The 19,661-nt window shown below is 68.0% G+C and carries 14 protein-coding genes and 1 pseudogene; 11 read left to right on the plus strand and 4 right to left on the minus strand.

What is annotated here, in order from left to right:
* Positions 1-58 precede the first annotated feature (58 nt).
* The 5 genes from HMPREF2924_RS16220 to HMPREF2924_RS16240 are packed head-to-tail and all read left to right on the plus strand — an operon-like array spanning position 59 to position 5,191.
* A complete protein-coding gene (locus tag HMPREF2924_RS16220; RefSeq protein ID WP_003131274.1) occupies positions 59-1,819 on the plus strand; it encodes a bifunctional alpha/beta hydrolase/class I SAM-dependent methyltransferase in 1,761 nt (586 codons plus the stop codon).
* Positions 1,819-3,168 (plus strand): phosphatase PAP2/dual specificity phosphatase family protein, encoded by a 1,350-nt coding sequence (locus tag HMPREF2924_RS16225; RefSeq protein ID WP_023094001.1) that lies wholly within the window; start codon positions 1,819-1,821, stop codon positions 3,166-3,168. Before HMPREF2924_RS16220 ends, HMPREF2924_RS16225 begins: the two co-directional genes overlap by 1 nt.
* A complete protein-coding gene (locus tag HMPREF2924_RS16230; RefSeq protein ID WP_003089966.1) occupies positions 3,161-3,613 on the plus strand; it encodes a hypothetical protein in 453 nt (150 codons plus the stop codon). The genes HMPREF2924_RS16225 and HMPREF2924_RS16230 overlap by 8 nt, the downstream gene beginning before the upstream one ends.
* An 11-nt stretch (positions 3,614-3,624) precedes the next feature.
* The gene (locus HMPREF2924_RS16235; RefSeq protein WP_003112154.1) at positions 3,625-4,254 is read left to right on the plus strand and encodes a lysophospholipid acyltransferase family protein; all 630 of its coding nucleotides are present in this window, start codon (positions 3,625-3,627) and stop codon (positions 4,252-4,254) included.
* 1 nt (position 4,255) lies between these two features.
* The gene (locus HMPREF2924_RS16240) at positions 4,256-5,191 is read left to right on the plus strand and encodes a phosphatidate cytidylyltransferase (protein ID WP_003089962.1); all 936 of its coding nucleotides are present in this window, start codon (positions 4,256-4,258) and stop codon (positions 5,189-5,191) included.
* A 188-nt stretch (positions 5,192-5,379) separates the two neighbouring features.
* On the opposite strand, the gene HMPREF2924_RS16245 is transcribed toward HMPREF2924_RS16240, so the two are convergent.
* Positions 5,380-6,375, minus strand: a complete 996-nt coding sequence (locus tag HMPREF2924_RS16245; RefSeq protein WP_023124727.1) for an aldo/keto reductase — start codon at positions 6,373-6,375, stop codon at positions 5,380-5,382.
* A gap of 118 nt (positions 6,376-6,493) precedes the next feature.
* Here HMPREF2924_RS16245 and HMPREF2924_RS16250 point away from each other — a divergent pair, with 118 nt between their 5' ends.
* The 3 genes from HMPREF2924_RS16250 to tpx all read left to right on the plus strand — a co-directional run bounded on the left by HMPREF2924_RS16250 (position 6,494) and on the right by tpx (position 9,541).
* A complete protein-coding gene (locus tag HMPREF2924_RS16250) occupies positions 6,494-7,405 on the plus strand; it encodes a LysR family transcriptional regulator (RefSeq protein WP_003089957.1) in 912 nt (303 codons plus the stop codon).
* Positions 7,406-7,559: 154 nt separating this feature from the next.
* Positions 7,560-8,909 (plus strand): alanine/glycine:cation symporter family protein, encoded by a 1,350-nt coding sequence (locus HMPREF2924_RS16255; RefSeq protein WP_003089954.1) that lies wholly within the window; start codon positions 7,560-7,562, stop codon positions 8,907-8,909.
* 134 nt (positions 8,910-9,043) lie between these two features.
* Positions 9,044-9,541 (plus strand): thiol peroxidase, encoded by a 498-nt coding sequence (tpx, locus tag HMPREF2924_RS16260; RefSeq protein ID WP_003089950.1) that lies wholly within the window; start codon positions 9,044-9,046, stop codon positions 9,539-9,541.
* Between the two features lie 149 nt (positions 9,542-9,690).
* Here tpx and HMPREF2924_RS16265 read toward each other — a convergent pair whose 3' ends face one another.
* From HMPREF2924_RS16265 to HMPREF2924_RS16275, 3 genes are all read right to left on the minus strand, one after another.
* The gene (locus tag HMPREF2924_RS16265; protein ID WP_003131286.1) at positions 9,691-10,815 is read right to left on the minus strand and encodes a pyoverdine biosynthesis transaminase PtaA; all 1,125 of its coding nucleotides are present in this window, start codon (positions 10,813-10,815) and stop codon (positions 9,691-9,693) included.
* Positions 10,816-11,011: 196 nt separating this feature from the next.
* Positions 11,012-12,337: a TldD/PmbA family protein gene (locus HMPREF2924_RS16270; RefSeq protein ID WP_003131288.1), complete on the minus strand. Its 1,326-nt coding sequence runs from the start codon at positions 12,335-12,337 to the stop codon at positions 11,012-11,014.
* Positions 12,337-13,770, minus strand: a complete 1,434-nt coding sequence (locus HMPREF2924_RS16275) for a TldD/PmbA family protein (RefSeq protein WP_003131289.1) — start codon at positions 13,768-13,770, stop codon at positions 12,337-12,339. The genes HMPREF2924_RS16270 and HMPREF2924_RS16275 overlap by 1 nt, the downstream gene beginning before the upstream one ends.
* 256 nt (positions 13,771-14,026) lie before the next feature.
* On the opposite strand from HMPREF2924_RS16275, the gene muxA reads away from it, so the two are divergent.
* The 3 genes and pseudogenes from muxA to muxC form a co-directional block, all read left to right on the plus strand.
* Positions 14,027-15,307 (plus strand): multidrug efflux RND transporter periplasmic adaptor subunit MuxA, encoded by a 1,281-nt coding sequence (gene muxA, locus HMPREF2924_RS16280; protein WP_003111498.1) that lies wholly within the window; start codon positions 14,027-14,029, stop codon positions 15,305-15,307.
* Positions 15,304-18,435, plus strand: a complete 3,132-nt coding sequence (gene muxB, locus HMPREF2924_RS16285) for a multidrug efflux RND transporter permease subunit MuxB (RefSeq protein ID WP_003089920.1) — start codon at positions 15,304-15,306, stop codon at positions 18,433-18,435. Before muxA ends, muxB begins: the two co-directional genes overlap by 4 nt.
* A pseudogene (muxC, locus tag HMPREF2924_RS16290) lies at positions 18,432-19,661 on the plus strand (multidrug efflux RND transporter permease subunit MuxC); the annotation flags it as partial. The gene muxB and the pseudogene muxC, both read left to right, overlap by 4 nt.

Here is a 19,661-nt window from a genome sequence, read left to right on the forward strand (position 1 = left end):
GCCCGCAGGAAGCAACCCCGCCGGGTTCCCGGCCGGGGCAACGACATAGGGACATCACATGCGCGACGTACAGGAATTGCGTTTCACCACCCACGACGGGGTAGAACTCTTCTACCGCCACTGGCCGGCCAGCCGCCCGGCGCTGGACGGCACGCGCCAGGCGGTGTTGCTGTTCCACCGCGGCCATGAGCACTCCGGGCGGATCGCCCACCTGGTCGACGAACTCGACCTGCCGGAACACGACTTCTTCGCCTGGGACGCCCGTGGCCACGGCCTCTCGCCAGGCGCCCGCGGCGACAGCCCGAGCTTCGCCACCAGCGTGCGCGACGTACAGACCTTCGTCGACCATATCCAGGCCGTCCACGGTATCGCCGAAGAGCGGATGGCGGTGGTGGCGCAGAGCGTCGGCGCGGTGCTGGTTGCCACCTGGGCCCACGACTACGCGCCGAAGGTGCGCGCACTGGTGCTGGCTTCGCCGGCGTTCCAGGTCAAGCTCTACGTGCCGTTCGCCCGCAGCGGGCTGAAACTGATGCGCCTGTGGCGCGGCAATTTCTTCGTCAACAGCTATGTCAAGGCACGCTTCCTCAGTCACGACCCGCAGCGGATCGCCTCCTACGACAGCGACCCGCTGATCGCCAAGGCGATCTCGGTGAACGTCCTGCTCGGCCTCTACGAAGCTGCCGAGCGGGTGGTAGCGGACGCACAGGCGATCCAGATTCCCACCCAACTGCTGATTTCCGGGGCCGACTTCGTCGTCCACCGTGCGCCGCAGGAGCGCTTCTTCGAGCGTCTCGGCAGCCTGCGCAAGGAAAAGCACATCCTGCCCGGCTTCTTCCACGACACCCTTGGCGAGCGCGATCGTCACCTGGCCGTCGGCCGTGCCCGGCGCTTCCTCCTCGAGGCATTCGCCACGGCCCCCGAACGACCGAGCCTGCTCGATGCCGACCGCCTGGGTCATACCTGCGCCGAGGCCGAGGCGCTGGCCGCGCCGTTGCCGAAGAACTCGCCGCGTGATCTCTACTGGCGCGCCACCCGTGCCGGCCTGCGCCTGGGCAGCCTGTGGTCGGACGGGGTCAAGCTGGGCTTCGACACCGGCTTCGATTCCGGCAGCACCCTCGACTACGTCTACCGCAACCAGCCCAGCGGCAGCGGCCCGCTGGGTCGCCTGATCGACCGCAACTACCTGGACTCCATCGGCTGGCGCGGCATCCGCCAGCGCAAGCTGCACGCCGAGGAGCTGCTGCGCCTGGCCATGCAGCGGTTGCGCGAGGAGCAGCGCGAGGTGCGCATCGTCGACATCGCCGCCGGCCACGGCCGCTACATCCTCGAAGCCCTGCAAGGCGTCGAGCCGCTGCCGGAAAGCATCCTTCTGCGCGACTACAGCGAGATCAACGTGCGTGACGGCAGCGCCCTGATCGAAAGCAAGGGCCTCGCCGGCATCGCCCGCTTCGTCAAGGGCGACGCCTTCGATCGCGCCGACCTGGCGGCGCTGCAACCGAAGCCGAGCCTCGGGGTGGTTTCCGGGCTCTACGAGCTGTTCGCCGACAACCGCATGGTCGGCGACTCCCTCGCCGGCCTCGGCGAGGCGCTGGAGGAGGGCGGCTACCTGGTCTACACCGGACAGCCCTGGCACCCGCAGCTGGAACTGATCGCCCGCGCGCTGACCAGCCACCGCCAGGGCCAGGCCTGGGTGATGCGGCGCCGGACCCAGGCGGAAATGGACCAACTGGTGGCCGCCGCCGGCTTCCGCAAGATCACCCAGCGGGTCGACCAGTGGGGCATCTTCAGCGTATCGCTGGCGCAGAAGGTCGCCCGCTGATGGCGCCGCGCGAGCCGGGGGTACTGAAACGGGCGGTGCTCTGGCTGCTGTTCCTCGGCCCGTTCTTCTTCGCCAGCTATGGCCTGGCCAACTGGTTGACCAGCCAGCGCGGCGACGTCGGCAGCCTGGTCTTCGACTGGGAACGCGGGATGCCGCTGTGGCCCTGGACCATCCTGCCGTACTGGTCGATCGACCTGCTCTACGGCCTGTCGCTGTTGTTGCCGCGAGACAAGCGCGAGCTGGACACCCACTGCCTGCGCCTGCTCAGCGCCCAGGTGCTGTCGGTGACCTGCTTCCTGCTGTTCCCCCTGCGCTTCACCTTCGAACGGCCGGAACTGGGCGGCGTGTTCGGCTGGCTGTTCGACGTGCTGATGGGGTTCGACAAACCGTACAACCAGGCACCGTCGCTGCACATCGCCCTGCTGGTAGTGCTCTGGGTCTGCTACGCGCGCTACGCCAGCGGCGCCTGGCGCTGGCTGCTGCATGGCTGGTTCGCGCTGATCGGGCTGTCGGTGCTGACCACCTGGCAGCACCATTTCATCGACGTGCCCACCGGTGCGCTGGCCGGCTGGCTGTGCGTCTGGCTGTGGCCGCAGGCGCAGCCCGCGCCGTTCGCCCGCGCCAGCCTGAGCCGCGACCGGCAACGGCGGCGGCTGGCTGCTCGCTACGGCCTCGGCGCGCTGGCCTGCGCCGCCGTCGCCTTTGCCGTCGGCGGTGCGGCGTTGTGGCTGTGCTGGCCGGCGCTGGCGCTGGCGCTGGTGGCGCTGAACTACCTGCTGTTCGGCGCCGCCGGCTTCCAGAAGGGCAGCACTGGCCGCCTGAGCGCCGCCGCGCGTTGGCTGCTGGCGCCATATCTGCTTGCCGCGCGGATCAATGCCTGGCTCTGGACCCGTCGCCGGCCGCAGCCGGACGAGGTGCTGCCGGGCCTCTGGCTGGGGCGCCTGCCGTCGTCCGCGGAACTGGCCGACGGCCGCTTCCGCGCATTGCTCGACGCTACCGCCGAACTTTCCTGCGAGCCGCAGGGGCTGGCCTATCGCAGCCTGCCGTTGCTCGACCTGGTCGCGCCGGACGTCGGGGACTGCCGGCGCGCCGCCGCGCTGATCGACGAACTGCTGGCGCAAGGGCCGCTGCTGGTGGCCTGTGCCCTGGGCTATTCGCGCAGCGCCACGCTGGTCGCCGCCTGGCTGCTGCTCAGCGGCCGCGCGGCGGACGTCGAGTCGGCCGTGGCGGTGTTACGCCGGGCGCGACCGCAAGTGGTGCTGGGCGAGGCCCAGCGGCGGACCCTCGCGGCGCTGAGCGGGAGCGTGCCGGAGCCATCGGCGGAACTGGGCGAGGTGCGCCATGCCTGAGCAATCCCTGGCCCTGGTGGCGGCGCTGCTGCGCCGTGGCCGCGAGATCGACCGGCTGTCCGCCGCACTGACCCTGCTGGCCATCGGGCTGGGCCTGTACCAGGCCGTGCAGGGCATCGGCTGGCGCTATTTCGCTGCGGCGATGCTGGCGATCGCCATGCTCGGCCTGTGGCAGAAGTACTGGGCGCTGCGAGTGGCCCTGGACGCCGAACTGTTCGAACGTTTCAGCCGCGCCGGCGACAGGCTGGAGGCGCAGACCCAAGACCTGGACCGGGCCCTGGCCGACCTCGGCCTGGCCCGCGCGGACGCCGCGGGGCGCACCTGGAACCAGCGCAGCCGCGGCGCCCTGCGCCTGCTACGCTGGCAGGCGCTGGCCTGTGGCGCCCAGTTCCTGCTGGCCTTGTCGTGCCTGTTGTCGATCCCTCTATTCAACGCTCAAACCTGAAGAGTCTTCCCATGCTCGAATCAGTCGTCGCCTATGGCATCATCGCCGGCGCCCGCGCCATCACCGGCTTGCGCAGCCTCTGGCTGGGCACCACGCCGATCCCCAAGCAACGCATCTATTACGCCAACCACAGCAGCCATGGCGACTTCGTCCTGCTCTGGGCCTCGTTGCCGCCGGAGGTGCGGCGGCGTACCCGGCCGGTGGCGGGCGCCGACTACTGGAACAAGGCCGGCCTGCGCAGCTACGTGATCAACAAGGTGTTCAACGGCGTGCTGGTCGACCGCCAGCGCAGCGATGCCAATGCCAATCCGCTCGAACCCCTCGACCGCGCCCTGGACGGCGGCGATTCGCTGATCATCTTCCCCGAGGGCACCCGCAACCTGGACGACGAGGTCAAGCTGTTGCCATTCAAGAGCGGTATCTACCACCTGTCCCTGGCCCACCCGGAGGTCGAGCTGGTGCCGGTCTGGCTGGCCAACCTCAACCGGGTCATGCCCAAGGGCCGCATGCTGCCGTTGCCGCTGCTCTGCACCCTGAGCTTCGGCAAGCCGCTGGTCGCCACGGCGGAAGAAGGCAAGGAGGCGTTCCTCGAACGAGCGCGCATGGCCCTGCTGGACCTGGCGCCGGAAGAGGAGGCCTGAGATGAACGAACAGACCTGGATGCTCTTCGGCGGGATCGGCGCGCTGCTGCTGCTCGCCTCGCTGGTCGGCTTCGTCCTCAAGTGGCGCGCCGGTCCCGGCCCGAACGCGGTGATCGACAACCTGAACGCGCGGATCAACGCCTGGTGGGCGATGGTCCTGGTGATCGGTTTCGCCTTCTGGCTCGGCCAGGCGGCGGTGATCCTGCTGTTCTATGGCGTGTCGTTCTACGCCCTGCGCGAGTTCATCACCCTCACCCCGACCCGGCGCAGCGACTACCCGGCGCTGGTGGCGGCGTTCTACTTCGTGCTGCCGATGCAGTACCTGCTGATCTACATCGACTGGTACAGCATGTTCTCGATCTTCATCCCGGTGTACGTGTTCCTGCTGTTGCCGATCCTCGCCTCGCTGGGCGGCGACACCAAGCACTTCCTCGAGCGCGCCTCGAAAGTGCAGTGGGGCCTGATGCTGGCGGTGTTCTGTATCTCCTTCGTGCCGGCGCTGCTGACCCTCGACATCCCCGGCTTCGAGGGGCGCAACCTGCTGCTGATCGCCTACCTGGTGATCGTCGTGCAGCTCTCCGACGTGATGCAGTACATCTGCGGCAAGCTGTTCGGCAAGCGCAAGATCGCTCCCAACCTGTCGCCGTCGAAGACCGTCGAAGGCTTCGTCGGCGGCATCGCCCTGGCCACCGCCATCGGCGCCTCGCTGTGGTGGATCACCCCGTTCAACCTCTGGCAGGCGGCGCTGATCGCGCTGCTGATCAACCTGCTGGGCTTCTTCGGCGGCCTGGTGATGTCGGCGATCAAGCGCGACCGTGGGGTCAAGGACTGGGGGCACATGATCGAAGGCCACGGTGGCATGCTCGACCGCCTGGACTCGGTGTGCTTCGCCGCGCCGATCTTCTTCCACGTGGTGCGCTACTGGTGGACGCCCTGAGGTTCGCCTGGCGCCGTTTCCCCGCCGTGTAGGCAGCCAGGAAATTGCGAGCGATAGAGACCCGTAGGGCGAATACCGCCACAGGCGGTATCCGCCGATACCCCGGATAAGCGGCGGATAACCGCAAGCGGTGATTCGCCCTACAACCAGGCTCCGGCATATGGAGACGTGACCGCAGCTTCACTGTCTCAGAGATTGACCAGGCGCATGCCTTCCTCGCTATAGCGACTGCCGGCGACCGCCTCGGCGGGGAAGATCGCATCCAGCTCGGCCAGTTCCGCCGCGCTCAGGCGCAGTTCCGTCGCGGCGACGTTCTCCTCCAGGTAGCGCTGCTGCTTGGTGCCGGGAATCGGGATCAGGTCATCGCCCTGCGCCAGCACCCAGGCCAGCGCCAGTTGCGAGGGTTTCACGCCCTTGGCCGCGGCCAGTTCGCCGACCTTGTCCACCAGCTTCAGGTTCTTCGCGAAGTTCTCGCCCTGGAAGCGCGGGCTGAAACGACGGTAATCGTCGGCGGCGAAGTCTTCCGGGCGCTTCAGGGTGCCGGTAAGGAAACCTCGGCCCAGCGGGCTGTAGGGGACGAAGGCGATGCCCAGGCGACGGCAGGCGGCGAGCACCCCGGTGTCCTCCGGATCGCGGGTCCACAGCGAGTACTCGCTCTGCAACGCGCTGATCGGGTGCACCCGATGGGCACGTTCGAGGGTTTCCGCCGAGGCTTCGCTGAGGCCGATGTGGCGGATCTTGCCGGCCTTCACCAGGTCGGCGAGGGCGCCGACGCTGTCCTCGATGGGCACCTGCGGGTCCATGCGGTGCTGATAGTAAAGGTCCAGGCGGTCGGTATCGAGGCGCTTCAGGCTGCCTTCGATGGCGCGGCGGATATATGCCGGGCTGCCGTCGACGCCGCGCGCCTGGGGATTGGCAGGGTCGCGGACGATGCCGAACTTGCTGGCCAGGAACACCTGCTCGCGTTTGCCGCGCAGGGCCTCGCCGAGCAGTTCCTCGTTGCTGTGCGGGCCGTACATGTCGGCGGTATCGAAGAAGTTCAGCCCGAGTTCCACGGCGCGATGCAGGGTGGCGATGGCCTCCTGGCGGTCGCCGCCGGTGGTGTAGAAGTCGGTCATGCCCATGCAGCCGAGGCCGATGGCGGAGACGGAAGGGCCGTTGTGGCCGAGTTGACGGGTTTTCATGTGTCGAGCCTCGCGGGAGGGAAGGAAAACGCCGTCATTCTTCGCTCCGCATTGGCCTGGATAAAGCCCATAATTACGGTTTTACCATTCGTATTTTCCAAATAATCGAGGACGTCCGATGGATCGTTTCCAGGCCATGCAGGCCTTCACCCGCATCGTCGAGCTGGGCGCCTTCGGCAAGGCCGCGGACAGCCTGGAGCTGCCGCGCGCCAGCGTGACCCAGGCGATCCAGCAACTGGAGGCGCACCTTGGCGTGCAGTTGCTGCAGCGCACCACCCGCCAGGTCAGCCTGACCCTCGACGGGCAGGCCTACTACGAGCGTTGCGTGCGCCTGCTGGCGGACCTGGAGGAGGCGGAAAGCTGCTTTCCACGCGTCCTGAACAACCCGCGCGGGCGCTTGCGGGTCGACCTGCCGGGCGCACTGGGGCGGATGCGGGTGATTCCGTTCCTGCCGGAGTTCTGCGAGCGCTACCCGGAACTGGAGCTGCAGTTGAGCAGCAACGATCGCCTGGTCGACCTGCTGCGCGAGGGTGCGGACTGCGTGCTGCGGGTCGGCGAGCTGCACGATTCCAGCCTGGTCGGCCGGCACCTGGCCGACCTGCAGCAGGTGACCTGCGCCAGCGCCGCCTACCTGGAGCGTCATGGCCATCCGCGGCAGCTCGCCGAACTCGGCGGGCACCTCGCGGTGAACTACCAGTCGCCTTCCAGTGGGCGTACCTTCGACTTCGAGTTCAGCGTCGACGGGCGCCTGCGCACGTTGCCGATGCGCAGCCGGGTCAGCGTCAACAACGCCGATGCCTACGTCGCCGCCTGCCGGGCCGGGCTCGGGCTGATCCAGGCGCCGCACTATCACGTCGCCGCCGGCCTGGCCGACGGCAGCCTCCGACAAGTGCTCGGCGAATGGTTGCCGCCATCGCTGCCGCTGCATGCCGTGTATCCCTCGCAGCGCCAGTTGTCGCCGCGGGTGAGGGTGTTCGTCGACTGGCTGGTGGAACTGTTCGGTCGCCAGGCGGCCGGCGAGACGCAATGAGACGCAGGCTTCCTGGTGAAGATTTTTCTCGATTTCGCCGGGATAACCTCGTTAGGATCGGCAGCCTTGGCCTGTCGAGCAGGGATGTTCGTCCGAGTTCCGGATGCCCACTGCCGCCAGGCCGCATTCATTCGAACAAGAATAAGGATCGCTGATGGAAAGCTTGCAGAAGTGGGTGGTCGACCTGAACGGCGTGGTCTGGGGGCCGTTGATGCTGGTGCTGATTCTCGGCACCGGCCTGTACCTGATGCTGGGGTTGAAGTTCATGCCCCTGGTGCGCCTGGGAGTCGGCTTTCGCCTGCTCTGGCAGGGGCGTAGCAAGGATGACGAGAGCAGCGGCGAGATCAGCCCGTTCCAGGCGCTGATGACCTGCCTGGCGGCCACCGTCGGTACCGGCAACATCGCCGGGGTGGCCACGGCGATCTTCCTCGGCGGCCCGGGCGCGCTGTTCTGGATGTGGTGCACCGCGCTGGTGGGAATGGCCACCAAGTTCTCCGAAGTGGTGCTGGCGGTGCACTACCGCGAGAAGGATGAGCGCAACGAACACGTCGGCGGTCCGATGTATGCCATCAAGAACGGTCTGGGCAAGCGCTGGGCCTGGCTCGGCGCGGCCTTCGCGCTGTTCGGCGGGCTCGCCGGCTTCGGTATCGGCAACATGGTCCAGGTCAACAGCATGGCCGATGCCCTGGAGGTTTCCTTCGGCGTGCCCGACTGGGTCACCGGGGTCGCCACCATGCTCGTCACCGGGCTGGTGATCCTTGGCGGCATCCGCCGTATCGGCAAGGTCGCCGAAGCCCTGGTGCCGTTCATGTGCGTCGGCTACATCGTCGCCTCGGTGATCGTCCTGGTGGTCCATGCCGAGGCGATTCCCGGCGCGTTCCAACTGATATTCACCCACGCCTTCACGCCGATCGCCGCCACCGGCGGCTTCGCCGGCGCAGCGGTGATGGCGGCGATCCGTTTCGGCGTCGCACGCGGGATCTTCTCCAACGAGGCTGGCCTCGGCACCGCCGGCATTGCCCAGGCCGCCGGCACGACCCATAGCGCGGTGCGTTCGGGCCTGATCGGTATGCTCGGCACCTTCATCGATACCCTGATCATCTGCAGCCTGACCGGCCTGGCGATCATCACCTCGGGCGTCTGGACCAGCGGCGCCAGCGGCGCGGCGCTGTCCTCGGCGGCGTTCGAGGCGGCGATGCCGGGCGTCGGCCACTACATCCTGTCGCTGGCCCTGGTGGTGTTCGCCTATACCACCATCCTCGGCTGGAGCTACTACGGCGAGCGCTGCTGGGAGTACCTGGTGGGCACCCGGGCGATCCTGCCGTTCCGGATCGTCTGGACCCTGGCGATTCCGTTCGGCGCCATGACCCAGCTGGACTTCGCCTGGCTGGTGGCGGATACCCTCAACGCGCTGATGGCGATTCCCAACCTGATCGCCTTGCTGCTACTGAGTCCGGTGGTGTTCCGCCTGACCCGGGAGTATTTCGCCAAGGCCAGGAGTTGAGCCTCGGGGGACGGCGACGCTCAAACCCGAGGTTTTCGCTCGGGTAAAGCGTGCTAGCATCGTCGCCGGCCCCGAATGCTTCCGCTGCCGGCCACAGGGCCGGCGGCTTCTCACTGACTAGAAGGATCAACGCAATGGCTCAAGTGACTCTCAAGGGCAACCCGGTCAACGTCGATGGCCAGCTCCCGCAGAAAGGCGCCCAGGCTCCGGCCTTCAGCCTGGTCGGCGGCGACCTCGCCGACGTGACCCTGGAAAACTTCGCCGGCAAGCGCAAGGTGCTGAACATCTTCCCCAGCGTCGACACCCCGACCTGCGCCACCTCGGTGCGCAAGTTCAACGTCGAGGCCGGCAAGCTGGCCAACACCGTGGTGCTGTGCATCTCCGCCGACCTGCCGTTCGCGCAGAAGCGCTTCTGCGGCGCCGAAGGCCTGGAGAACGTAGTCAACCTGTCGACCCTGCGCGGTCGCGAGTTCCTCGAGAACTATGGCGTGGCCATCGCCAGCGGCCCGCTGGCCGGCCTGGCCGCGCGCGCCGTGGTGGTGCTCGACGAGCAGAACAAGGTGCTGCACAGCGAACTGGTCGGCGAAATCGCCGACGAGCCGAACTACGCGGCGGCCCTGGCGGCTCTCTGAGCCCCACGGCCAACCCGCTTCGTCCCATGACCGTCGGCCAGGCTGGCTGGTAACGGGCGAACCCGATTCCCTTGGCTGCTCGCCTCGGGCCATGAGCAGGGCGGATAATCGCAGCGCGGTCATCCGCCCTGCGTCGCAGAGACGCAGCGCTAGCGCATGGCGACCTGGTGGCGCCGGCTGACGCTGGCGAAGGCGCTCCGGAACGCCTGCATCTCTTCCTCGCTGCCTACCGTCACACGGACCCAGTTGGGCCAGGAGGCCCACGGGCGGCCGACGTGCACCCGCTGTTTCTCCAGTTCGGCGATGACCAGCTCGGCGGGACGGCGCATATCCACCATGAAACAGTTGGACTGCGAGGCGGTGCAGCGGAAGCCCTGCTGGCGCAGCCAGGCGATGGTGCGCTCGCGGACCTCTGCGTTCTGCTGCTTGCGCCGTGGCACCAGATCGTCGTCACGCAGGCTTTCCAGCCCGGCGTGGGCGGTCGGCGAGGGCACCACGTTGTGGCCGCCGAAGCGCTCCAGCCGCGCCAGCAGCTGCGGATGCCCGATGGCCAGGCCGAGCCGGGCGCCGGCCATCCCGTAGAGTTTCGAGAAGGTACGCAGGACCAGCACATCCTGGCGCTGGACGGCCAGGCCAACGACGCTGGGTGCGTCGGAAAAATGGATATACGCCTCGTCGACCAGCACCACGCTGCGCTCGGGCTTGCGTTCGATCGCCCTGACGATCCGCTCGTGCGGGGTGAGGGTGCCGGTCGGGTTGTTCGGGTTGCAGATATAGATCAGCCCGGCGTCGCGTTGCGCGGCGGCGAGCATGCGCTCGATGTCGTGGGCCGCCTCGGCGTCCAGCGGCACGGCAGCGACCTTCGCCCCCTGGGCCTGGGCGGCGCCGACCACGGAGTCGTAGGAGGGATCGGCCATGACCAGTCTGCGCTCCTTGCCGGTGAACGCCGCGACGGCGTATTGCAGCGGCTGGCGCGAGCCGCAGTAGGCATGCACGCATTCGGCGGGGATGCCGTTCTGCTTGGCGAACAGGCCGACCAGGGCGTCCTGCGCGTCGTAGTCGTAGCGGCCGCAGAGCGCGGCCGCCTGCTGCATGGCGGCCCTGGCCTTGGCGGAGGGGCCGTAGGGGCTTTCGTTGAAATCCAGGAAGGTCTCTTGCGGCTTCCCGGCGGCGCTTGTCGCGCCGCTCCCGGCGAAGGCTCGCGGGCTCAGCAGGATGCTGCTGGAGGCCAGGGCGGTCAGGGTCACGAACGAACGACGACTCAAAGCGGGCATAGCTTCACCTCCGTGTACCGAATGGGATATGCGTGCGGTGGGTTCCTCTCGGGCGTGTGTCACCAGAGTGGAGAACGAGGAGGGAGCCGGTCCGTTTATGGTGGCGTGATAATGGCGCCAGAATATCGGCGGGTGTTCTTCGGATTGCGCACGCGGCGCTCCCGGGCGGCGAACCGCCGGGGAGCGCCGCGCGGGCTCAGAGCGTGAGGGTGAAGCGCCCGGTCAACGCGCCCGGCAGGTGCATCGAGTCGGTCTGGCGTTCGCCGTAGGTATTGCTGGACAGGCGCAGTTCGCGCTCGTGGCTGAGGTCTTCCAGGTGGGCGCCGAGGAAGCTGTACAGGCTGTCGTCGAAGCGCATGGTGCTGACCGGCGCCCGGATCTGGCCGTTCTCCACCCAGAAGGTGGCGAAGCGGGTCATTCCGGTCAGGCGTGCGGCGGGCATGTCCGAGTAGTTCAGGTACCACAGGTTGCCGATGTACAGGCCGGTATCCAGGGCCTCGAGGATGCGCGCCTGCTCCAGGCTGCCGCCGGCCATGTCCAGCGCCGTGGGCGCCTCGTTGGCGCCGGCGCCATTGGCTACCAGGCCGTATTCGCGGGCGCTGCGCGAACTCACCAGGCGTCCGCTCAGGCGGCCGTTGCCGACCAGTTCGACCTCGGCGCGCGGCGAGCCTTCCGCGCTGAATGCCGGGGAGGGCGAGGTGGCAGGGCGCTCGGCGAGGTTCAGCAGCGGGCTGAGCAGGGCGTCGCCGTTCTGCAGGCGTTGCAGGGGGCTTTCGCCGGTAGCCAGGGCGCGTGCGGAGAAACCGCCCCAGCAGAGCATCTGCATGACTTCTTCGAGCGCCGCCGGCGCCAGGTAGGCGCGGTAGTCGCCGGGGCGCAACTGGCGCAGCGGCTTGCCCAGGTGGCCGAGCTGCTCCCGGGCCTGTTCGAAGCGCCGGGCGAAGGCTTCGTCGTCCCAGCGCTGGCCGGCGTAGTCGGCCTTCACCGCCTGGCCGTTGCCGTGGAACAGGCTCCAGTCGAAGTTGAAGCTGCTGCCGGCATGCCAGCCGAAGGCGCCCCAGGAGTTGGCGAAGCCACGGAACAGCGGTCCGGCGGCATAGATGCCGACCAGGTCGAGGTCGCGCGCCTGGCGTTCGAGGCTGGCCAGCAGCGCGCCGCTGTTGGGCGCTGCGCTGAGGTCCTGGTTCTCTCGCTGCCAGGCCGTGGTGTCGAGCAGCAGATAGGGATCGGCGGGAATCCAGGCCAGGCTCTGGCGCAGTTGCCGAAGGCCTTCGACCAGACGCTGGCGGTCTTCTTCCGGCGCGCCGGAGAGCGTCAGGTCGAGGCTCGCCTGGCGTTCGTCGCGGATCAGCCGGAGCAGCGCGCTGGCCTGGCGCACCCGGCCGGCCTGGCGCACCCGCGCCCGGTTGAAGCGGATGAACTCGGAGTCCTCGGCGCTGTACCAGAGGGTGAAGTCCTCGCCCTCGGCCAGATGCCGGCGCAGGTCCTCGGCGAGGGCTTCGAAATGCTGTCTCTGGTGCATCAGGCGTCTCCCCCGAATACGTCCACATCGCTGAATACGCAGGCCGGCGAGGCATGGCCGACACGGATCACCTGGTTCGGCTCGCCCTTGCCGCAGTAGGGCGTGCCGAGCACCTCGAAGGTGCCGGCGTCGCCCACCGCGCTGAGGTTGCGCCAGAACTGCGCGGAGATGCCTCGGTAGTTGGGGTTCTTCACCACGCCCTTGAGTTCGCCGTCCTCGATCAACTGGCCCCATTCGCAGCCGAACTGGAACTTGTTGCGTGCGTCGTCGATCGACCAGGAGCGGTTGTAGGACATCAGCACCCCGCGCTCGATACCGCCCACCAGCTGCGCGAAGCTCTTGTCGCCGGGCTCCAGGTTGAGATTGGCCATGCGGTCGATGGGCGCGCGGTTCCAACTGCTGGCGCGGCTGTTGGCGACGCCCTCCAGGCCGCTGCGGTGTTGCGACAGGGCGCCGCCGAGCGGGCGCAGCAGGCGGCCTTCGCGGATCAGGTATTCCTTGCGCGCGGGGCTGCCGTCGTCGTCCTGGCGGTAGCTGGCCAGCTCCTCGGGGATTTCCGGGTCGAAGCTGACGTTGAGCAGGCTGGAGCCGTACTGGTAGCGACCGAAGTCCTCGGTCTTGATGAAGCTGGTACCGGCGTAGTTGCGCTCGTCGCCGAGGATGCGATCCAGCTCCAGCGGGTGGCCGATCGACTCATGGATCTGCAGGATCATCTGGTCCGGCATCAGCAGCAGGTCGCAGCGGCCGCTCGGGGTGTTCGGCGCCGCCAGCAGTTGCAGGGCCTGGTCGGCGATGCGCGGCGCGGCGCCGACCAGGCCGAGGCGCTCGATCACTTCGGCGCCGCCCTGCTGGCCGGCATGGTGGCCGCCGAAACTGCGGGTCTGGCTGTCATGGCCGTCGTAGGCGGTGACGCTGGCGCCGGGATAGACGAAGCGCTGCTCGTGGTATTGCTCGGCGCCGGCGCTGTTCAGGTAGAGCTGTTCCTGGCGGCTGACTTCGAGGAATACGCTCCAGTTCACCAGGCGCTCGTCGCGCGGCACCTTGGCGGACTCCTCGGCGAGCAGTTCGTAGCACTCGGCGAGGGAGGGGAAAGGGGCGTCCTGGTTCGGCGAGCGATACTGCGAGCGGCCGCTTGCCGGCGGCAATCCGCGGACGTCGAACAGGGCGTGCCGGGCGATCCGCTCGGCTTGCCGCTCGGCCTGCTCCAGGGCGGCCTGCAGGCCGGCCGCGGAGAGATCGTTGGTGGCGGCGTAGGCTTCCACGCCGTTCAGCCGTACGCAGAGCATGGCGCCGCGGTCCTGGCTGAAGTGCGGCGGTTCGCTGACGTTGCGGCGCACCGAGAGGTACTCGCCGCTACGCTGGACGTAGCGCAAGGAGTGGAATTCGGCGCGACTGCGGAGCGCCGCGAAGCGGTGTTTCAACGGGTCGATCATCTGTGCGTCCCTGGCCGATTGCGGAGTGGGCGAGTGCAGGACGCTCTATTTCAAGCCTTCGCCCGTAACGGAGCAAGCCGTTTGTTGTCATAGCCTGGTGCCAGGCTGCGGGTGGCTCGCCGAAGCATGCGGGCGGAATGCCTAACTATCGGTAAAGCAAGGGTAAATAGCGGGTAAAGAGGCTTTGCCTGGGCCCCCGCAATGCTTATCGTGCAGCCTGGAAAAAGCGCCTCCGTTCTAAGCCTGAAGAAGAACCATGACTCCAACGACCGGTAAATCCAAGTTCCGTACCCTGCGCCCGTGGCTGATCACCGCCCTGGCCTTCGCCGCCGTGATCGGCCTGGTGATGTGGCTGGCGGCGCCCGCCTCGGCACCGTCCTCCGACGGGCGACCCGGTCGCGGCGGCAAGCCGGGCGCCGCGCTGCCCAAGGCCAACGCGCTCACCGTCGGCGTGGCCAGGGTGGAGCAGGGCGACCTGGCGCTGCATTTCAACGCGCTTGGCACCGTCACCGCCTTCAACACGGTGAACGTCAAGCCGCGGGTCAACGGCGAGCTGGTCAAGGTGCTGTTCCAGGAGGGGCAGGAGGTCAAGGCCGGCGACCTGCTGGCGGTGGTCGACCCGCGTACCTACAAGGCGGCGCTGGCCCAGGCCGAGGGCACGCTGATGCAGAACCAGGCGCAACTGAAGAACGCCGAGATCGACCTGCAGCGCTACAAGGGGCTGTACGCCGAGGACTCGATCGCCAAGCAGACCCTGGATACCCAGGAAGCCCAGGTCCGCCAGTTGCAGGGCACCATCCGTACCAACCAGGGCCAGGTCGACGACGCCCGCCTCAACCTGACCTTCACCGAGGTCCGCGCACCGATTTCCGGGCGCCTCGGCCTGCGCCAGGTGGACATCGGCAACCTGGTCACCAGCGGCGATACCACGCCGCTGGTGGTGATCACCCAGGTCAAGCCGATCTCGGTGGTGTTCAGCCTGCCGCAGCAGCAGATCGGCACCGTCGTCGAGCAGATGAACGGCCCCGGCAAGCTGGCGGTCACCGCGCTGGACCGCAACCAGGACAAGGTTCTCGCCGAAGGCACCCTGACCACCCTGGACAACCAGATCGACACCACCACCGGCACGGTCAAGCTCAAGGCACGCTTCGAGAACGCCGACGGCAAGCTGTTCCCCAACCAGTTCGTCAACGTGCGCCTGCTGGCGCAGACCCTCAAGGGCGTGCTGACCATTCCGGCCAACGCCGTGCAGCGCGGCACCAACGGTATCTATGTGTACGTGGTCGGCGCCGACAACAAGGTCAGCCAGCGCAGCGTCGCCATCGGCACCAGCGAGAACGAGCGGGTGGTGGTGGAAAGCGGCCTGAAGGCCGGCGAGCAGGTGGTGGTGGAAGGCACCGACCGCCTGCGCGACGGTATGGAAGTGCGTGTCGCCGAGGCCTCCCCGCAGGTCCTCGAGGGCGAGCCGCAGAAACCGCAGACTGGCCGCCCCAGCGGCCTCCAGGGCGACTCGGTGGGTAGCGGGAGCGCTGAATGAACCCGTCCCGCCCGTTCATCCTGCGGCCGGTCGCGACCACCCTGCTGATGGTGGCGATCCTGCTCTCGGGCCTGATCGCCTACCGCTTCCTGCCGATCTCGGCGTTGCCGGAAGTGGACTACCCGACCATCCAGGTGGTCACCCTGTACCCCGGTGCCAGCCCGGAGATCATGACCTCGTCGATCACCGCGCCGCTGGAGAACCAGCTCGGGCAGATTCCGGGGCTCAACGAGATGTCTTCCAGCAGTTCCGGCGGCGCCTCGGTGATCACCCTGCAATTCAGCCTGCAGAGCAACCTCGATGTCGCCGAGCAGGAGGTCCAGGCGGCGATCAACGCCGCGCAGAGCCTGCTGCCCAACGACCTGCCGAACCAGCCGGTGTTCAGCAAGGTGAATCCGGCGGACGCGCCGATCCTGACCCTGGCGGTGATGTCCGACGGCATGCCGCTGCCGCAGATCCAGGACCTGGTGGATACCCGCCTGGCACAGAAGATCTCGCAGATCTCCGGGGTCGGCCTGGTCAGCATCAGCGGCGGCCAGCGCCCGGCGGTGCGGGTGCGCGCCAACCCGACGGCGCTGGCGGCGGCCGGGCTGAGCCTGGAGGACCTGCGCAGCACGGTGACCAGCAACAACCTCAATGGCCCCAAGGGCAGCTTCGACGGCCCGACCCGTGCCTCGACCCTGGACGCCAACGACCAGTTGCGCTCGGCCGACGCCTACCGCGACCTGATCATCGCCTACAAGAACGGCTCGCCGCTGCGCATCCGCGATGTCGCCAGCGTCGAGGACGACGCCGAGAACGTGCGCCTGGCCGCCTGGGCCAACAACCTGCCGGCGGTGGTGCTGAACATCCAGCGCCAGCCGGGGGCCAACGTGATCGAGGTGGTCGACCGGATCAAGGCGCTGCTGCCGCAGCTGCAATCGACCCTGCCGGGGAATCTCGACGTGCAGGTGCTGACCGACCGCACCACCACCATCCGCGCCTCGGTCAAGGACGTGCAGTTCGAGCTGGCGCTGGCGGTGGCGCTGGTGGTGATGGTCACCTTCCTGTTCCTGCGCAACGTCTACGCCACCCTGATTCCCAGCTTCGCCGTGCCGCTGTCGCTGATCGGCACCTTCGGCGTGATGTACCTGTCCGGCTTCTCGATCAACAACCTGACCCTGATGGCGCTGACCATCGCCACCGGCTTCGTGGTCGACGACGCCATCGTCATGGTGGAGAACATCGCCCGCTACCTGGAGCAGGGCGACTCGCCGCTGGAAGCGGCGCTCAAGGGCTCGAAGCAGATCGGCTTCACCATCATCTCGCTGACCTTCTCGCTGATCGCGGTGCTGATCCCGCTGCTGTTCATGGGCGACGTCGCCGGGCGGCTGTTCCGCGAGTTCGCCATCACCCTGGCGGTGGCGATCCTGATTTCCGGCTTCGTCTCCCTGACCCTTACGCCGATGCTCAGCGCTAAGCTGCTGCGCCACATCGACGAGGACCAGCAGGGCCGCTTCGCGCGCGCCGCGGGGCGGGTCATCGATGGCCTGATCGCACAATACGCCAAGGCCCTGCGGGTGGTCCTGCGGCACCAGCCGCTGACCCTGCTGGTGGCCATCGCCACCCTGGCGCTGACCGCGCTGCTCTACCTGGCCATGCCCAAGGGCTTCTTCCCGGTGCAGGACACCGGGGTGATCCAGGGCGTCGCCGAAGCGCCGCAGTCGATCTCCTTCCAGGCCATGTCCGAGCGCCAGCGCGCCCTCGCCGAGGTGGTGCTGAAGGACCCGGCGGTGGCCAGCCTGTCCTCCTACATCGGCGTCGACGGCAGCAACCCGACCCTCAACACCGGCCGCCTGCTGATCAACCTCAAGCCGCACAGCGAGCGCGACGTCACCGCCAGCGAAGTGATCCAGCGCCTGCAGCCCGAACTCGACCACCTGCCCGGGATCAAGCTGTACATGCAGCCGGTGCAGGACCTGACCATCGAGGACCGGGTCGCCCGCACCCAGTACCAGTTCACCTTGCAGGACGCCGACCCGGACGTGCTCGCCGAGTGGGTGCCGAAGCTGGTGGCGCGGCTGCAGGAGTTGCCGCAGCTCGCCGACGTCGCCAGCGACTGGCAGGACAAGGGCTTGCAGGCCTACCTGAACATCGACCGCGACACCGCCTCGCGCCTCGGCGTGAAGCTCTCCGACATCGACAGCGTGCTCTACAACGCCTTCGGCCAGCGGCTGATCTCGACCATCTTCACCCAGGCCACCCAGTACCGCGTGGTGCTGGAGGTGGCGCCGCAGTTCCAGCTCGGCCCGCAGGCCCTGGAGCAGCTCTACGTGCCGTCCAGCGACGGCACCCAGGTGCGCCTGTCGAGCCTGGCGAAGGTGGAGGAGCGGCATACCCTGCTGGCGATCAACCATATCGCCCAGTTCCCCTCGGCGACCCTGTCGTTCAACCTGGCCAAGGGTTACTCCCTGGGCGAGGCGGTCGAGGCGATCCGTGGCGTCGAGGCCAGCCTGGAGCTGCCGCTGAGCATGCAGGGCAGCTTCCGCGGCGCGGCGCTGGCCTTCGAGGCCTCGCTGTCGAACACGCTGCTGCTGATCCTCGCCTCGGTGGTGACCATGTACATCGTCCTGGGCATCCTCTACGAGAGCTTCATCCATCCGGTGACCATCCTCTCGACCCTGCCCTCGGCCGGGGTCGGCGCGCTGCTGGCGCTGATGCTGGCGGGGCAGGAGATCGGCATCGTGGCGATCATCGGCATCATCCTGCTGATCGGCATCGTCAAGAAGAACGCGATCATGATGATCGACTTCGCCCTCGACGCCGAGCGCAACGAAGGCAAGCCGCCCCATGAGGCGATCTACCAGGCCTGCCTGCTGCGCTTCCGGCCGATCCTGATGACCACCATGGCCGCGCTGCTCGGCGCGCTGCCGCTGATGCTTGCCGGCGGCGCCGGCGCCGAGCTGCGCCAGCCGCTGGGCATCACCATGGTCGGTGGCCTGCTGCTGAGCCAGGTCCTGACCCTGTTCACCACCCCGGTGATCTATCTCTACTTCGACCGCCTGGCCCGTCGCTGGGCGGCCTGGCGCAAGCAGCGCGGGCTGGACCTGAACACCGAGGCCGGGTTCGACGGGGATGCCGGGCGATGAGCCTGTCCACGCCCTTCATCCGCCGCCCGGTCGCCACCACGCTGCTGACCCTGGCGTTGCTGCTGGCCGGCACCCTGTCGTTCGGCCTGCTGCCGGTGGCGCCGCTGCCCAACGTCGATTTTCCGGCCATCGTGGTCAGCGCCAGCCTGCCGGGCGCCAGCCCGGAAACCATGGCCTCGTCGGTGGCCACGCCGCTGGAGCGCTCGCTGGGACGGATCGCCGGGATCAGCGAGATGACCTCCAGCAGTTCGCTGGGCTCGACCACCGTGGTGCTCGTGTTTGACCTGGAGAAGGACATCGACGGCGCCGCCCGCGAGGTGCAGGCGGCGATCAACGGCGCGATGAGCCTGCTGCCCAGCGGCATGCCGAACAATCCCAGCTACCGCAAGGCCAACCCCTCGGACATGCCGATCATGGTCCTCACCCTGACCTCGGAGACCCAGAGTCGCGGCGAGATGTACGACCTCGCCTCGACCGTGCTGGCGCCGAAGCTGTCGCAGGTGCAGGGGGTAGGGCAGGTGAGCATCGGCGGCAGCTCGCTGCCGGCGGTGCGGGTCGACCTCAACCCGGATGCCATGAGCCAGTACGGGCTGTCCCTGGACAGCGTGCGCACGGCCATCGCCGCGGCCAACAGCAACGGCCCCAAGGGCGCCGTCGAGAAGGACGACAAGCACTGGCAGGTGGACGCCAACGACCAGTTGCGCAAGGCCCGCGAGTACGAGCCGCTGGTCATCCACTACAACGCCGACAACGGCGCCGCGGTGCGCCTCGGCGACGTGGCCAAGGTCAGCGACTCGGTGGAGGACGTGCGCAACGCCGGCTTCTCCGACGACCTGCCGGCGGTGCTGCTGATCGTCACCCGCCAGCCCGGCGCCAACATCATCGAGGCCACCGACGCCATCCACGCGCAACTGCCGGTGTTGCAGGAACTGCTCGGGCCGCAGGTCAAGCTGAACGTGATGGATGATCGCAGCCCGTCGATCCGCGCGTCGCTGGAAGAGGCCGAGCTGACCCTGCTGATCTCGGTGGCGCTGGTGATCCTGGTGGTCTTCCTGTTCCTGCGCAACGGCCGCGCCACGCTGATCCCCAGCCTGGCGGTGCCGGTCTCGCTGATCGGCACCTTCGCGGTCATGTACCTGTGCGACTTCAGCCTGAACAACCTGTCGCTGATGGCGCTGATCATCGCCACCGGCTTCGTGGTGGACGACGCCATCGTGGTGGTGGAG

Source organism: Pseudomonas sp. HMSC063H08, assembly GCF_001813645.1.
Classification (GTDB): domain Bacteria; phylum Pseudomonadota; class Gammaproteobacteria; order Pseudomonadales; family Pseudomonadaceae; genus Pseudomonas; species Pseudomonas aeruginosa.

Bases quoted from the DNA above. Each gene is read 5' to 3' on its own strand.
- HMPREF2924_RS16220 (WP_003131274.1), top strand. From the start codon at position 59: ATGCGCGACGTACAGGAATTGCGTTTCACCACCCACGACGGGGTAGAA.
- HMPREF2924_RS16225 (WP_023094001.1), top strand. From the start codon at position 1,819: ATGGCGCCGCGCGAGCCGGGGGTACTGAAACGGGCGGTGCTCTGGCTG.
- HMPREF2924_RS16230 (WP_003089966.1), top strand. From the start codon at position 3,161: ATGCCTGAGCAATCCCTGGCCCTGGTGGCGGCGCTGCTGCGCCGTGGC.
- HMPREF2924_RS16235 (WP_003112154.1), top strand. From the start codon at position 3,625: ATGCTCGAATCAGTCGTCGCCTATGGCATCATCGCCGGCGCCCGCGCC.
- HMPREF2924_RS16240 (WP_003089962.1), top strand. From the start codon at position 4,256: ATGAACGAACAGACCTGGATGCTCTTCGGCGGGATCGGCGCGCTGCTG.
- HMPREF2924_RS16245 (WP_023124727.1), bottom strand. From the start codon at position 6,375: ATGAAAACCCGTCAACTCGGCCACAACGGCCCTTCCGTCTCCGCCATC.
- HMPREF2924_RS16250 (WP_003089957.1), top strand. From the start codon at position 6,494: ATGGATCGTTTCCAGGCCATGCAGGCCTTCACCCGCATCGTCGAGCTG.
- HMPREF2924_RS16255 (WP_003089954.1), top strand. From the start codon at position 7,560: ATGGAAAGCTTGCAGAAGTGGGTGGTCGACCTGAACGGCGTGGTCTGG.
- tpx (WP_003089950.1), top strand. From the start codon at position 9,044: ATGGCTCAAGTGACTCTCAAGGGCAACCCGGTCAACGTCGATGGCCAG.
- HMPREF2924_RS16265 (WP_003131286.1), bottom strand. From the start codon at position 10,815: ATGCCCGCTTTGAGTCGTCGTTCGTTCGTGACCCTGACCGCCCTGGCC.
- HMPREF2924_RS16270 (WP_003131288.1), bottom strand. From the start codon at position 12,337: ATGCACCAGAGACAGCATTTCGAAGCCCTCGCCGAGGACCTGCGCCGG.
- HMPREF2924_RS16275 (WP_003131289.1), bottom strand. From the start codon at position 13,770: ATGATCGACCCGTTGAAACACCGCTTCGCGGCGCTCCGCAGTCGCGCC.
- muxA (WP_003111498.1), top strand. From the start codon at position 14,027: ATGACTCCAACGACCGGTAAATCCAAGTTCCGTACCCTGCGCCCGTGG.
- muxB (WP_003089920.1), top strand. From the start codon at position 15,304: ATGAACCCGTCCCGCCCGTTCATCCTGCGGCCGGTCGCGACCACCCTG.